This is a genomic window from Providencia sp. PROV130, assembly GCF_028482225.1.
Taxonomy (GTDB): Bacteria; Pseudomonadota; Gammaproteobacteria; order Enterobacterales; family Enterobacteriaceae; genus Providencia; species Providencia rettgeri.
In genome coordinates, this window is the sequence record NZ_JAMPQC010000003.1 from 69,165 (window position 1) to 84,339 (window position 15,175).

9 protein-coding genes are annotated in these 15,175 nt (G+C 40.8%); 4 read left to right on the forward strand and 5 right to left on the reverse strand.

The annotated features are described in order from the left end of the window. Positions 1-36: 36 nt before the first annotated feature. From PSF28_RS01370 to pncB, 4 genes are all read right to left on the reverse strand, one after another. A complete protein-coding gene (locus PSF28_RS01370) occupies positions 37-1,227 on the reverse strand; it encodes an amino acid aminotransferase (RefSeq protein ID WP_272684526.1) in 1,191 nt (396 codons plus the stop codon). Between the two features lie 417 nt (positions 1,228-1,644). Beyond that, complete coding sequence (locus PSF28_RS01375) at positions 1,645-2,751, reverse strand: porin (RefSeq protein WP_272684527.1); 1,107 nt, start codon at positions 2,749-2,751, stop codon at positions 1,645-1,647. Between the two features lie 567 nt (positions 2,752-3,318). After that, the gene (gene asnS, locus PSF28_RS01380; protein WP_210838451.1) at positions 3,319-4,719 is read right to left on the reverse strand and encodes an asparagine--tRNA ligase; all 1,401 of its coding nucleotides are present in this window, start codon (positions 4,717-4,719) and stop codon (positions 3,319-3,321) included. 490 nt (positions 4,720-5,209) lie between these two features. Next, positions 5,210-6,424: a nicotinate phosphoribosyltransferase gene (gene pncB / locus PSF28_RS01385; protein ID WP_272684528.1), complete on the reverse strand. Its 1,215-nt coding sequence runs from the start codon at positions 6,422-6,424 to the stop codon at positions 5,210-5,212. A 521-nt stretch (positions 6,425-6,945) separates the two neighbouring features. Here pncB and pepN point away from each other — a divergent pair. The 3 genes from pepN to PSF28_RS01400 all read left to right on the forward strand — a co-directional run bounded on the left by pepN (position 6,946) and on the right by PSF28_RS01400 (position 11,718). Next, positions 6,946-9,564 carry an aminopeptidase N gene (pepN, locus tag PSF28_RS01390; RefSeq protein ID WP_272684529.1) on the forward strand — a complete coding sequence of 873 codons (2,619 nt, stop codon included), beginning with the start codon at positions 6,946-6,948 and terminating at the stop codon, positions 9,562-9,564. A 328-nt stretch (positions 9,565-9,892) separates the two neighbouring features. Beyond that, a complete protein-coding gene (gene pyrD, locus PSF28_RS01395; RefSeq protein ID WP_210838460.1) occupies positions 9,893-10,903 on the forward strand; it encodes a quinone-dependent dihydroorotate dehydrogenase in 1,011 nt (336 codons plus the stop codon). 269 nt (positions 10,904-11,172) lie between these two features. Then, positions 11,173-11,718 (forward strand): cell division protein ZapC, encoded by a 546-nt coding sequence (locus PSF28_RS01400; protein ID WP_004909622.1) that lies wholly within the window; start codon positions 11,173-11,175, stop codon positions 11,716-11,718. A 133-nt stretch (positions 11,719-11,851) separates the two neighbouring features. Here the strand turns inward: PSF28_RS01400 and PSF28_RS01405 are convergent, their stop codons facing one another. Beyond that, positions 11,852-12,967 (reverse strand): YcbX family protein, encoded by a 1,116-nt coding sequence (locus PSF28_RS01405; RefSeq protein WP_210839529.1) that lies wholly within the window; start codon positions 12,965-12,967, stop codon positions 11,852-11,854. 98 nt (positions 12,968-13,065) lie between these two features. On the opposite strand from PSF28_RS01405, the gene rlmKL reads away from it, so the two are divergent. Next, positions 13,066-15,174, forward strand: coding sequence for a bifunctional 23S rRNA (guanine(2069)-N(7))-methyltransferase RlmK/23S rRNA (guanine(2445)-N(2))-methyltransferase RlmL (gene rlmKL / locus PSF28_RS01410; RefSeq protein ID WP_210839522.1), 2,109 nt, complete (start codon positions 13,066-13,068; stop codon positions 15,172-15,174). Position 15,175: the final 1 nt, after the last annotated feature.

The window sequence follows — 15,175 nt, forward strand, 5'->3', positions numbered from 1 at the left end:
CATTTTCAATGATTAATTTTTAATGCATCCGAACAATTACAGCACTTTCACGATAGCGTCACACAAAGGAACCATGTTCTCAAGTGTTAAGCCTGCTACGTTAATACGGCCAGAACTTACCGCATAGATACCAAATTCGCTACGTAGACGCTCTACCTGCTCTTTTGTTAGGCCACTGAAGGAGAACATACCATTTTGGTTAATAATGAAGCTAAAGTCTTGTTTAGCGCCTTTTTCTTCCAATGTTTTCACTAACAGTTGGCGCATGCGCTTAATACGTTCACGCATTGCGGTTAATTCTTGGACCCACTCAGCTTTTAACACGTCATCAGAAAGGATGGTTGTTACCACTGCGGCACCGTGTGCTGGTGGGTTTGAGTAGTTTGCGCGAATAACCGCTTTCGCTTGGCTGAATGCGCGCTCTGCGTTGTCACTGTCTTTGGCAATGATGGTACAAGCGCCGACACGCTCATTGTATAAACCGAAGTTTTTAGAGAATGAGCTCGCAACAATCATTTCAGGGTTGTTTTTGGTGAAAATACGCAGGCCTTCGGCATCTTCATCTAAACCTTTTGCAAAACCTTGGTAAGCAAAGTCAAAAACCGGTAATAAGCCTTTTTCTGCACATAATGCGGCGAGTTTTGTCCATTGTTCAGCGGTTGGGTCAATACCCGTTGGGTTATGGCAGCAGCCGTGTAAAACAATCACATCACCCGCTATCGCAGATGATAAGCTGTTAAGCATGCCGTCAAAATCCATACCGTGGTTGGCTGCGTCATAGTAGTTGTAAGTTAAAACTTCTAAGCCAGCAGCTTCAAAAATATTTTTATGATTAGGCCAAGTTGGGTTGCTAATCCAAACACGTTTTGCATTGGTTTGCTTGGCAATAAAGTCAGCGGCGATACGCAGTGCGCCTGTACCACCCGGTGCTTGCGCTGTACGTGCACGTTTCGAGGTGACAATTTCATGTTGTGCACCGAATAACAGTTCTTGTGTTACACGGCCAAATTCTGGCATTCCGCTAATCGCAAGATAGTTTTTGGTGTTTTCGTTATCCAGCAGGAATTTTTCTGCTTTTTTAACGGTATCAAGCACAGGGGTTTTCCCTGATTCGTCTTTATAGACGCCAATACCTAAGTTGATTTTATTATCGCGGGGATCAGCACGGAAACTATCAGCAAGACCTAAGATTGGGTCAGCAGGGGCAGAAGTAATTTTTTCAAACATGTTGTCGATTCCAAAGCTCTGTAGTGGTACCCACACAGTTCCTAAGGTATGAAGGCATAAGTGAGAATGCGGTTGGCTATCCTTGCTTGTTATCTGCCCAGACCATACGAAACTCGCGGGTGTAGCTGAAAACGGGTTTAGTCGAACGAGTCGAGTTCTCAGGGTAACGTGATAAAGGCTTTTTGCCAACCGTTTTACCAAAAATTGGCGAGATCTTGTGAACTAGGTAGGAATTGCATGTAATCTGACCATAAATATCTATAAAGATGGTGAATCTGTCTGTCTTATTGATAATTCTGGTGTTTTTGTGGAGGAGAAATTTATGCTAGAGATGAAAAAAGAGAAATAAAAAAGCAGCGCCGAAGCGCTGCTTACAAAAACATGTTACCGTTTTCTAACTTATCAGTTAACTGATAATTAGAATTGGTAGATCAGACCTAAACCAACTACGTTATCAGTGTTGATACCGTTAGCTGTGTTTTTAGTGAAGTCATTGTCTTTTAACAGGTTGATTTTGTAATCAACAACTGCAGACATGTTTTTGTTGAAGTAGTAGTAAGAACCAACAGATACATATTTCAGGATATCTTTATTGCCGTAGCCTGGCAGGTCTTTACCTTTAGACTGTACGTAAGCAACAGATGGTTTCAGACCGAAGTCGAACAGGTATTGAGCAACTAATTCAACGTTTTGAGTTTTGTTAGCGATGAAATCTTTGCTACCGTAGTGAGTCATGTTCAGTGTCTCACCGTACATAGCTGCTAAATAAACGTTGTTAGCGTCGAATTTACCACCTACGTTCCATGCTTGTGCACGGTCACCACGAGCTTGGCTAGTTTTCTGGTTTTCAGTACGAGCAGAGTTAGAATAACCACCACCCAGAGTTACGCCCCAGCCTAAGTCATAAGCTGTTGAGAAACCGTAACCGTCACCGTTGTTTTTGTAAACTTCAGAAACGCCAGATTTGTTAGTTTCGGTATTTTTACCTTGATATTGCAGAGCGAAGCTCAGGCCATCAACATAACCGAACATGTCGCTGTTACGGTAAGTTAATAGGTTACGGTTACGACCAGTCATGAATGTGTCAGTCTGAGCCATAGAGTCGCCGCCCCATAATGGCAGAACGTCGGTCCATGCAGCTGTATCATATACAACACCGTAGTTACGACCGTAGTCGATTGAACCGAAATCAGCAAATTTCAGACCAGCATACGCTAAACGGTTTTTGTTGGTGTTGTTGTCTTCACCTTTGTTGGTTTTAGTTTCCCACTCGAAACGACCAAAACCAGTCAATTGATCAGTGATTTGAGTATCACCTTTCAGGCCTAAACGAACACGTGAATCATCACCGTCTTCGCTCTTAGTACCATTACTACCTTTGCCATCTGCAAAGTAGTGACGAACGTCAACTTTACCGTAAACGTCTAATTTGTTGCCGTCTTTGTTGTATACTTCAGCTGCGTTTGCTGCACCAGCAGCTAACAGAGCTGGGATAACCATTGCAAGAATATTGCGTTTCATCATTATTATTACCCTCATTGGTGTTATTCGGACACCTGCCACTGCCAAAAATAATTCGCAAAAAATAATTGGAACTATTTGTGAGAGATTAGTGTCGTCTATGTCGGCGACCAGTGTTCCATTGCTAAATAAAATTATCTACCCTCAAAGTGCTACAAAATCAAAGATTCTGAAACAAATGGTAACTAGATGTTTCAAAATGTAAAAAATAGATCAATAAATAACCACTCATCGTACCAGTTTAAAAAATATTACAAAAATTAGGGAACTTTTTCAAAAGACAAATTGAGTTTTTTTTGAGCAGTTTAGCGAATGTAAAGCGGTTATTTATCACTAGTAAAAAGAGAATAGTGAGATTAAAAAGCAGATTATTCTTAGCACTAGCAGATTGCTGGCTGTTTACGGAGAATAATAAGGTGATAACGTAAAAATTGTGATCTGGTTATCATGTGGCTGCAATTCGATGTAACGAGATGAGATAGTTCTACAGCGAAAGTATATTAGGGCTGAAAAGTAACGGGCCAACATCAGCTGGCCCGTAAATTAGGGTGTTAATACAGAAAGCCGTTATTAGAACGCTGCATTTCTTGGGGTACGTGGGAATGGAATTACTTCACGCACGTTACCGACACCAGTGACATAAGCCACTAAACGCTCAAAACCAAGGCCGAAACCTGAGTGAGGAACGGTGCCATAACGACGCAGATCACGGTACCACCAGTAATCTTCTTTATTCATACCCATTTCTTCAAGGCGTGCATCGAGCATATCAAGGCGCTCTTCACGCTGTGAACCTCCGATGATTTCACCAATACCCGGTGCTAATACGTCCATCGCGGCAACGGTTTTGCCATCTTCATTAAGGCGCATATAGAACGCTTTGATGTCTTTCGGGTAGTTTTTCACTACCACTGGTGCTTTAAAGTGCTGTTCTGCTAAGTAGCGCTCATGCTCAGAAGACATGTCGACACCCCAATAAACTGGGTTTTCGAATTTTTGACCACAAGTTTCAAGGATTTTAATGGCATCCGTGTAATCAACTTGTGCAAAGTCTGAGTTAACAAAGCTTTCTAAACGGTTGATAACGTCTTTATCGACACGCTGAGCAAAGAATTCTAAGTCATCACGGCGTTCTTCAAGAGCAGCTTTGAAGGCGAATTTCAACATTTTTTCTGCCAGACCAGCCACATCATCTAAAGAGGCAAAAGCCACTTCAGGCTCTAACATCCAGAATTCCGCTAGGTGGCGGCTGGTATTTGAGTTTTCTGCACGGAAAGTTGGCCCGAAAGTATACACTTTGCTAATAGCCGTTGCGTAAGCTTCACCATTGAGCTGGCCTGAAACAGTTAAGAACGCTTCGCGACCAAAGAAGTCTTCACTGAAGTCCACTTCACCTTTGTCATTACGTGGCAGGTTGTTGTAATCCAGCGTGGAAACGCGGAACATCTCACCAGCACCTTCAGTATCTGACGCGGTAATTAATGGCGTAGAAACCCAGAAGTAGCCTTGTTCATCAAAAAAACGATGCAGGGCTTGAGCTAATGTGTGGCGCACACGCGCAACGGCACCAATTAAGTTAGTGCGCGGGCGCAAGTGGGCCGCTTCACGTAAGAATTCAACGCTGTGGCGTTTTGCTGCCATTGGGTAGGTGTCAGGGTCTTCAACCCAGCCAACCACTTTAACAGCGGTGGCTTCAAGTTCAAAGGATTGACCTTGGCCTGGGGATTCTTTTACGGTACCCGTAACTTCAACTGAACAACCCGTTGTGAGATGCAGGACTTCGTCATTATAATTAGGTAAATTATTATTAATGATAGCCTGTAACGGGTTAAAGCAAGAACCGTCATAAACGGCGAGGAAAGAAAAACCAGCATTTGAATCTCTCCTTGTACGTACCCAGCCTTGAACGGTGACTTCTGTGCCTACCGCCACTCGGCCTTGCAGTACGTCGACTACAGGCGCTACTATCATATAATTCACTCTCTTCATATTTAACGATATCTACTTCGACTATCTCAATCCGTCATACTTCGAGCCGTAGATGCGTTGGCTTCACAAACCGACCCTAGTCACATACCTATGTATGCTCCTAGGGCTCACTTTGTTTGCCGCCTTCCTACAACTCGAATTATTTAGGATGTAATTCAAATTGTTTTAAATCCATTCAACCGCTTATATCTATGAATATTATTCAAAAAATGTCATCGGTTTATGGCGATTAAAATAGTTAAAGTAGGGATATTAACGAAATCCCATGTTTCATGGGGCCAAAGCTCTATGTTACTTGCCATTTATTAGGAAACAAGTAAAAAATCGCGATAAAACATTTCTGTTGAAGCGAAGCGTGGTTATTGAGCTTAAAAGCTATAGTAATAGTAAGTGAATAAAAGAAAAAGGGGTTTTAAAGCTCTGGGCAAGAAAAGTGCAAATTCTTACTCAGAGCTAGGGAAAAGCGACTTAATTAGCTGGCTTTTTCCATTTTAGGCAGGTCAAACGCTTTTCTGAGTTGATTGACGAACTCATCATCTTCACAAATGGTTTTTCCTGGGCTGTCAGATAGCTTAGCGACAGGTTTACCATTGCACTCGACTAGCTTAATCACAATATTCAATGGGGTTACATGTGGAATATTGCAGGTTAGACGAGTACCGATACCAAAAACAAGGTTAATCCGCTGATGAAAATAACGATATAACTCAAGTGCTTTTTGTAGGTCTAAGCTGTCAGAGAACACCAACGTTTTGTTCATCGGGTCAATACCCAATTTTTGGTAATGAGTGATGGCTTTTTCACCCCATTCGATCGGGTCCCCCGAGTCATGACGCAACCCTTGGTAGCGGTTCGCAAAGTTAGCATCAAAATCACGCAAAAAGGCATCCATAGTGATACAGTCAGTTAATGCCACACCTAAGTGATTAGGGTATTCATCAAGCCAGCTCTGCAATGCCTCACGTTGGCTATTTGCTAACTCAGGGCTGATTTGTTGATGGGCTTGGAACCATTCATGGGCTTGTGTGCCAACAGGGGATAAATCTAATTCGTGTGCAAGTTTGTAATTGCTTGTTCCTACAAGATAAGGAAACTCTTGTTTAAGCATTGAAACAATGGCGGATTGTACGTCGTAGGAGAAACGGCGGCGTGTCCCAAAGTCCATAAGCTTAAAGTTAGACAAATCAAGTTGGTGTTCATCGGCTTGTTGATAGAAAACATTTAACAGCTTTTTGAGTTGCTGAACAGCATCGTCAGGATGAATGTTTGGGTGCCTATCTTTTTGGATGATTTCACTGACCAATGCAAGGAGCGGTACCTCCCACATAATCACTTCACGCCAAGGCCCACTGATGCGAATCGCTAACTGACCTTCATTTGTGGTACTGACAACGACTTGTTCTGGGTTAAAGCGGAACGACTTTAACCACATAAGATAGTCTTCTTGGAAGAAAGGTAAGCGGCGGAGAAAATTTAGCTCGTCATCAGAAAGTGACAACTTAGCCATTAACTGAATTTGTTGCCTAATTTCATTGGCGTAAGCACCTAAGATCTCACTGCTACGACAGCGAAACTCAGCGACAACCGGTACCTGATGGTAACGGTGGAAAACGGCCTGCTGCATATGAAGCTTGTAAGCATCGGTATCAAGCAGTGATGTAATAATTGGTGTAGCGTCTAAATTCATGGCACGCAGACATCCTCGCGGAGCTTATCTTTACCACTAATGCTATTCATTTTTACTCTTGTTCCCCTAAAAGTCACAATGAGATAAAAGCAGCAATAGTCGTTAGCTAAATCGTTAAAGTTGCAAAAGTATACCCACTTTAGCAAAAGATAGAAGTGTTATTCTATCTCTTGTTTTCAAGGAGCACGGCAACCTAAATTCGCGTATTGCCTTTCTGTATTACTATGAAATCAAATAAATACGTTTTATGTGTATTCTGTCCATAGAAACAGACAAAAGCATTAATCACGAAAAGATACTAACACGCCATAAAATATTTAATAGTGCTATAGCACCAACAAACAAACGAATTTTTAACAAAGTTAAGTAGGGTGGGACATACAAAGCTAACATAGCCATAAAAATAGATAACATTTTTTGATGAAAATGTTTCTCAAATCCATTCACATTATTGTGGCTTATAGTATTGTATAAGTATTAAAGCAGTACGATATTGAATATAACGAATTAAAAGGTTACTTATGACCCAGTTAAGACAAGCGAAATATCGTCAGGATTATCAAGCACCTGATTACACAATTACAGAAATTGACCTCGATTTTAATCTTGACCCAGTGAAGACAGTGGTTACCGCAGTAAGTAAGGTAAAACGCCTTAATCCGCAATCTTCAACGCTTGAACTCAATGGCGAAGATTTATCGTTAGTTAGCCTCGAAGTCGATGGCAAAGCATGGCAAAACTATAAAGAATCTGAAGGTAAATTGATTATTGAGTCATTACCTGAATCATTCACACTGCGGATTGTGAATGAAATTAGTCCTGAAAAAAACACAGCACTAGAAGGGCTATATGTTTCAGGTGAGGCGTTATGCACACAATGTGAAGCGGAAGGTTTTCGCCATATTACCTATTACCAAGACCGACCAGATGTGCTGGCTCGCTATACCTCCACAATTACAGCAGATAAATCACGTTATCCTTATTTACTTTCAAATGGTAACCGTATCGCAGAAGGTGAGTTAGAAGACGGCCGTCATTGGGTTAAGTGGGAAGATCCATTCCCGAAACCAAGTTATTTATTTGCTTTAGTAGCAGGTGATTTTGACGTTTTAAAAGACACCTTTGTGACTCGCAGTGGCCGTGAAGTTGCGTTAGAACTTTTTGTTGATAAAGGTAATTTAGACCGTGCTCCTTGGGCAATGCAGTCCTTGAAAAATGCCATGAAGTGGGACGAAGAACGCTTTGGTTTAGAGTATGACCTTGATATCTATATGATTGTTGCCGTTGATTTCTTCAACATGGGAGCAATGGAAAATAAAGGACTGAATGTCTTTAACTCTAAATATGTTTTAGCCAAAAGCGAAACCGCGACGGATAAAGACTACCTGAATATCGAATCTGTGATTGGCCATGAATATTTCCATAATTGGACAGGAAACCGCATTACTTGTCGTGACTGGTTTCAATTAAGCCTAAAAGAAGGGTTAACCGTTTTTCGCGATCAAGAATTTAGTTCGGATTTAGGCTCCCGCTCTGTTAACCGTATTAACAATGTTAAAGTGATGCGTTCAGCCCAGTTTGCTGAGGATGCAAGCCCAATGGCGCACCCGATCCGTCCTGACAAAGTTATTGAAATGAATAATTTCTATACCTTAACGGTGTATGAAAAAGGATCCGAAGTTATTCGTATGATCCATACGCTGCTCGGTGAGGAAATGTTCCAAGCGGGAATACAACTTTATGTTCATCGCCATGATGGCAGTGCGGCAACCTGTGACGATTTTGTACAGGCGATGGAAGATGCATCAAATGTTGATTTATCACTATTTCGTCGTTGGTATAGCCAATCAGGGACACCAGTTTTAACTGTACGTGATGAATATTCACCAGAAAAACAGCAATATACCCTACATGTTAGCCAAATGACGCCGCCTACGGCAGATCAAGCGGAAAAGAAACCATTGCATATCCCATTGGATATTGAGCTCTATGATGAACAAGGTGGAATTATTACGCTAAAACGTGATGGCAGTGTTGTAAATTCAGTGCTAAACATTACGCAAGAAACTCAAACGTTTGTATTTGATGAGGTGACAAGTCGTCCAGTTCCATCCTTATTACGTGAGTTTTCAGCCCCTGTAAAATTAGATTACAACTACACGGATGAGCAATTAGCTTTCTTGATGCAGCATGCAAGCAATGAATTTGCTCGTTGGGATGCCGCGCAGCAACTAATTAATAATTATGTAAAAATTAACGTGGCTCATTATCAAAACGGCGAGGCATTAGTTTTGCCTGAGTCGGTGGTTGATGCTTTCCGTGGGGTATTATTAAGTGATTCGATTGATCCTGCATTAGTCGCATTGATCTTAACGTTACCTTCCGAAAATGAGCTTGCCGAATTATTTACGGTTATCGACCCTGTCGCGATCCACGAAGTTGTGAACTTTATCTATCATCATTTAGCGGTAGAAATGCATGATGAGCTTCTCACCGTTTATCGCTCCATTAATATTGATGGGTATCGGGTTGATCACCAAGATATAGCTAAACGTTCACTGCGTAACATTTGTCTACAATACTTAGCCGCGGGTGACGATAGCGAGCTGGCGAACAAATTAGTACTGGAACAATACCAATCTGCCGATAACATGACTGATTCGCTGGCTGCATTGACCGCAGCAAACGAATCACAGTTAGCTTGTAAAGAGCAGTTAATGGCAGACTTTGATGAGCGCTGGCACCATGATGGGTTGGTTATGGATAAGTGGTTTACATTACAAGGTGCAAATCCAGCGAAAGAAGCCCTTGCCAATGTACGTGAATTATTGAATCACCGTTCATTTAGCATGAGCAATCCTAACCGTGTTCGTTCACTTGTCGGTGCCTTCACTGCAGGGAATCCAGTTAATTTCCATGCGGAAGATAGCAGTGGTTACCAATTCTTGTATGACATTTTAGTCGATTTGAATACGCGTAATCCACAGGTAGCATCAAGACTGATTGAGCCATTGATCCGTTTAAAACGTTATGATGCACAGCGCCAAGCACAGATGCGCAAAGTGCTTGAGCAGTTAAAAGCGCTTGATAACCTTTCTGGTGATCTATTTGAAAAAATAACCAAAGCGTTAGAAAGCTAGTTTATATATAGCTAGCCAATTATTGGTTTTAATAAGCCGCTAAAATTTAATTTAGCGGCTTATTATTGTTTATGACAAAAGTGGAATATTAAATGAGAGATAACTCTCATAAAATGGTTGTTTTTCCCTCGAAAACCCAGACAAATGCATTTTTATTGATTTTTTCGTGGTAAAAGGGCAATAAGATAGGGTAATCTGTAGCGCGTTTTATCCGACGAAAAAACCGCATGTATGAATGAAAGCTCGGCAAATCCTATTTGGCGGGGTTTTAGCATGCGACATGATGTCTACTCTATTGAAACGTACTAGTAAAAATAGGTTATTGGATATGCTATATCACCTTGCCCGCAAGGCACTATTCCAGTTCGACCCCGAAAAAGCGCATGAATTGACTTTTCGCCAGCTTCAACGTTTGAATCATTCCCCTTTCCAATGTCTTATTCGCCAATCAGTTGCCACTAAGCCCGTTCAATGTATGGGGCTTTCCTTCAAAAACCCACTAGGACTTGCAGCGGGTTTAGATAAAGATGGTGAATGTATTGATGCATTTGGTGCAATGGGTTTTGGGTTTATAGAAATTGGTACAGTAACGCCTCGTCCTCAGTCTGGTAATGACAAACCGCGGTTATTTCGACTTGTAGAAGCTGAAGGTTTAATTAACCGGATGGGCTTTAATAATAAAGGTGTCGATAACCTTGTCGAGAATGTCAAGAAATCGAATTACGGTGGGGTCATTGGAATCAATATTGGTAAAAATAAAGATACACCTGTTGAACAAGGTAAAGATGATTATTTAATTTGCATGGATAAGGTCTATGCTCATGCAGGTTATATTGCTATTAATATCTCCTCACCAAATACGCCAGGGTTACGTACATTACAATATGGCGAAGCGCTGGATGATTTATTAAGTAGCATAAAAGCAAAACAACTGGAATTACAATTACAGCACCAAAAATATGTGCCTGTTGCTGTAAAGGTTGCGCCTGATTTATCTGAAGAGGAACTTATCCAAGTTTCAGATAGCCTAGTTAGACATAATATCGATGGCGTTATTGCAACGAATACCACGTTAGATCGTTCTTTGGTTCAAGGAATAAATCATTGCAATGAAGCGGGTGGATTAAGTGGTCGTCCTGTACAATTAAAAAGCACACAAGTTATTAAGATTATTTCACGTGAATTAAATGGCAAACTGCCAATAATCGGAGTAGGTGGAATTGATTCCCTTACTGCAGCACGTGAAAAAATGGAAGCGGGTGCCTCTTTAATTCAAATTTATTCTGGTTTTATTTACCATGGGCCAAAATTAATTAAAGATATTGTTAATCATATCTAGTAATAAATTGTAAATTTACCTATCAAGGGGGTTTATTTATTCCCCCTTTTAAACTATATTGCTAATAGTGGCTATTTTTGTATCAAATTGAACGCAATTTTCAGCAGATTTGCTATTTAGATAACAATATTATCCAGATATTTCTAACGTATCTTATTTAGTAGATCCAATTTTTAGCATATAAAAATAAGCCTTAGAGTAAATTTAGAAAGGATCATTATAGAGATCATTTCTGCTATATTTACCGGTAAATCGCTAAAGGGTCGTTTATGAATATTAAACCTGATGATCATTGGCGTTGGTATTTTGATCATGACCATAATAGGGTGATGTTAGATCTCGCCAACGGCATGATATTTCGTTCATGTTTTCCTGCTAAGATGCTAACGGTTTTTGCTCGTAATGAGATGCCTTTTAGTATCGAAGATGCAGGTGAATATTATTTATTCGATGAGCAGGCTAAAAGATTAAATATTACTCAAGAAGAAAGAGCTGAATTAGTCTTAAATAGCTTAGTTGCTTTTCGTTTTTTAAAACCACAGATGCCAAAGAGTTGGTATTTTTCTTCATTTCACTATATTAATGAACCTAAGCAGGGGCAAATAATTCAAGTGTGTTTAGAAAATACAAACCAGTACTTCACATTTATTATTGCTGAAGCTGGCCCATCTGCGAGTTTATGTTTATTAGCAGAACCAATCTTAGAATTACCCGATCGAACTTTACGATTCTGTGATCCAATTAAGATCATGAACGATCGCATGCTTGAATATTCATCTAAAGTTAAACGTCAATTATATGGTAATGCTATTTAAATGATCGTCAAAGATCCAGTGAAAAAATAGTTAAATAAATAGGTTTTTTTGCTAATTTAATTAATCTAGTTTTGAATGTTTAACACCATCATAGAATTTTTCCCCTGATGGTGTTAAAAAGCAAAACCAACACTTAGCTAAACGCTAATTTAACCGCTGTTTTTGGGATACAGCTGCAAGCGAGTATGTAACCGTTTTCTTTGATGGCACTTTGTTTTAATGGAGTGACTTCCCCAGAAATAAGCTTAATTTTACAGCGACCACAGATACCAGCTCGACACGAATAAGGGATAGTTAAACCATGGGATTCTAATTGTTCAAGGATCACATTTTGGTTATCACCTGTATATTCTGTTTCCTCAAAAACTAAACTGACATTATTGGCTTGAGTATTTAATTTATTAGCTGCTAGGTCATTTTCCCGCTCTTGAACTAAATATTGTTTTGCAGGTTTCGTTTCTAATATCGTCAGGGTATCACCAACACGAATAACACCTGTATTTTTGATAATCACATTTTGGCCAAAATCGACATCGCCGGTTTCATCTGAACGGAAGGTTTGTAGTGTTGCAAGTGGTTCGCTGTGGGGGTGTTTAACCCCTTTTTCCGGACTAACAGTCGTTAAAATGCATCGGCTACATGGCCTATCTAATGTAAAAATGACATCACCAATTTGAATAGTTTTCCATGTATCTTCTTCAAACGGCTTGGCGCCAGTAATAATTAAGTTGCCACGAAACTGTTCTAATTTAATACTGGCAGGGCAGCGACGTTGCAGTTCTTGGACAGAAGCTTCGTTGATCAGTAAAAAGGGATAGCCGTCAGCAAAAGACATTGGCACATCTTGGTATTCTTTGACACGGCGAGAAAGCTGAGGACTAAGCCAGCGTAGTTGTACTGGCTCGTCAAAAAAGCTAGTTAACCAACTATTTATCGCTTCAGGTGCAATAAGTGCGTGAAAATGATTGCCCCAAACTTCAGTAGGGCTCTGTTTCTCATCAAAGTCCTGATACAATACTGTTGCACTTTCGCCATTTGGTGCTCGCAAGTGAAGACCATTATTGAGCATTACCGGTGTAAAAAGTAACATTTGTGGATATTTTCTCGCCGTAATAAATTTACCTTCCAGCGTGGTTACCATAAAATTACGATCAAAAGTCAAACCGCTAATATCAGCGAAGGCGTGGGATAAACGAACTCCTCGCATAGATTTAACTGGGTGTGTATAAAGGCGCGAAAGCGTTATCATTTTTTAATCCTTATAATTGTGCGTAGCAACTTTATGACAACTGCATAAGATTAGCTATAATGCGCAACAATTTTTCATCCAAATTGGTAATAAATACTATGAATTCTCTGTTTGCCAGCACAGCTCGCGGCCTTGAAGAACTACTGAAAACGGAATTAGAATCGCTTGGCGCTAGCCAATGCAAAGTGGCCCAAGGGGGTGTCTATTTTCAGGCCGACGAACGTGTTATGTACCAAAGCCTACTGTGGAGTCGGCTGGCATCGCGTATTTTATTGCCACTGAATGATTTTGACGTTTACAGTGACTTAGATTTGTATCTCGGTGTACAAGCTATCGACTGGAGTGAGATTTTCTCTGTCAATGATACCTTTGTTGTTCATTTTACAGGGACTAACGAAGAAATTCGCAACAGCCAATACGGTGCATTGAAAGTTAAAGATGCTATCGTAGACAGCTTCGTACGTAAGCTTGATCAGCGCCCTGATGTCGCTCGCCAGCAAGCAGATATTCGTATCAACGTCTACCTTAATAAAGAAAGAGCCAGTGTGGCACTCGATTTAAGTGGTGACTCGCTACATATACGTGGCTACCGTGATTTGGCAGGCCAAGCGCCCTTAAAAGAGACACTGGCAGCAGCAATTATTAACCGTTCCGGTTGGCAACAGGGAACACCATTGGTCGACCCGATGTGCGGTTCAGGAACACTGTTAATTGAAGCTGCAATGATGGCAACAGATAAAGCTCCGGGATTACACCGTACTCATTGGGGCTTTTATGCATGGTCGAAATTTAACGCGGAACTTTGGCGTGAACTAACCACGGAAGCGCAAGTTCGTTTCCGCCAAGGTTTGAAAGAGACGACATCACGTTTTTATGGTTTTGATATTGATAAGCGTGTACTTGAAATGGCTCGTGCAAACGCTCGCCGTGCAGGGTTACAGGATTTAATTACCTTCAAGCAAGGTGATGCGGCAGCATTGGAAAACCCAGTTAACACCGATACGATAGGAACAATTATCAGTAACCCACCTTATGGTGAGCGTTTAGAAAGTGAGCCTGCTTTAATTGCGCTACATAGCCAGTTAGGGCGTATCGTGAAGGCCCGTTTCCCCGGGTGGCGTTTATCGATTTTTAGTGCCTCTCCTGAATTACTTAGCTGCTTGCAACTGCGTTCAGAGCGTGAATTTAAAGCTAAGAATGGTCCTTTAGATTGCGTTCAAAAGAATTATCAATTAGCGGCTACACCGTCAGAAACTATCGCGGAAATTTCACCTGATTTTGCAAATCGTTTACGTAAAAATATCAAGAAATTAAGTAAATGGGCAAAACAACAAGGTATTGATAGTTACCGTGTTTATGATGCTGATTTACCTGAGTACAATGTTGCGGTTGATATTTATGGCGATAAAGTGGTGATCCAAGAATATGCACCACCAAAAACCGTTGATGAACGTAAAGCTCGTCAACGCTTATTTGATGTGATCACTGCAACAATGAATGTGCTAGAACTGACATCGAATCAGCTAGTGTTAAAGACACGCCAGCGCCAAAAAGGTAAGCAGCAATATGAGAAATTAGCCCAAAAAGACGATTTCTTTTTAGTGCAAGAATACAATGCGAAAATGTTGGTGAATTTGACGGACTATCTGGATACGGGGTTATTCCTTGACCATCGTATTGCCCGTAAAATGTTAGGCCAAATGAGTAAAGATGCGGATTTCTTAAACTTGTTCTGTTATACCGGTGCCGCCACAGTGCATGCAGGGCTTGGTGGAGCGAAAAGCACCACGTCCGTTGATATGTCACGTACTTATCTTGAGTGGGCTGAAAAAAACCTACAAGCGAATGGGCTAACAGGTCGTCAGCATCGTTTAATTCAGGCGGATTGCTTGAGCTGGTTGGCAAATAGCCGGGAACAATTTGATTTGATCTTTATTGATCCCCCAACATTTTCAAATTCAAAACGCATGGATGGTACATTTGATGTACAACGGGATCATATCCAATTGATTACCCATCTAAAACGGTTATTGCGCCGTGGTGGAACCGTGATGTTTTCTAATAACAAACGTGGTTTCAAAATGGATCTTGAAGCAATTAAAGAATTAGGATTACAAGCACAAGAAATCACAGCGAAAACACTGTCAGAAGATTTTGCTCGTAACCGTCAAATACATAACTGCTGGCTAATTAGCCACGCAGAGTAAG

Bases quoted from the DNA above. Each gene is read 5' to 3' on its own strand.
- PSF28_RS01370 (WP_272684526.1), bottom strand. From the start codon at position 1,227: ATGTTTGAAAAAATTACTTCTGCCCCTGCTGACCCAATCTTAGGTCTT.
- PSF28_RS01375 (WP_272684527.1), bottom strand. From the start codon at position 2,751: ATGATGAAACGCAATATTCTTGCAATGGTTATCCCAGCTCTGTTAGCT.
- asnS (WP_210838451.1), bottom strand. From the start codon at position 4,719: ATGATAGTAGCGCCTGTAGTCGACGTACTGCAAGGCCGAGTGGCGGTA.
- pncB (WP_272684528.1), bottom strand. From the start codon at position 6,424: ATGAATTTAGACGCTACACCAATTATTACATCACTGCTTGATACCGAT.
- pepN (WP_272684529.1), top strand. From the start codon at position 6,946: ATGACCCAGTTAAGACAAGCGAAATATCGTCAGGATTATCAAGCACCT.
- pyrD (WP_210838460.1), top strand. From the start codon at position 9,893: ATGCTATATCACCTTGCCCGCAAGGCACTATTCCAGTTCGACCCCGAA.
- PSF28_RS01400 (WP_004909622.1), top strand. From the start codon at position 11,173: ATGAATATTAAACCTGATGATCATTGGCGTTGGTATTTTGATCATGAC.
- PSF28_RS01405 (WP_210839529.1), bottom strand. From the start codon at position 12,967: ATGATAACGCTTTCGCGCCTTTATACACACCCAGTTAAATCTATGCGA.
- rlmKL (WP_210839522.1), top strand. From the start codon at position 13,066: ATGAATTCTCTGTTTGCCAGCACAGCTCGCGGCCTTGAAGAACTACTG.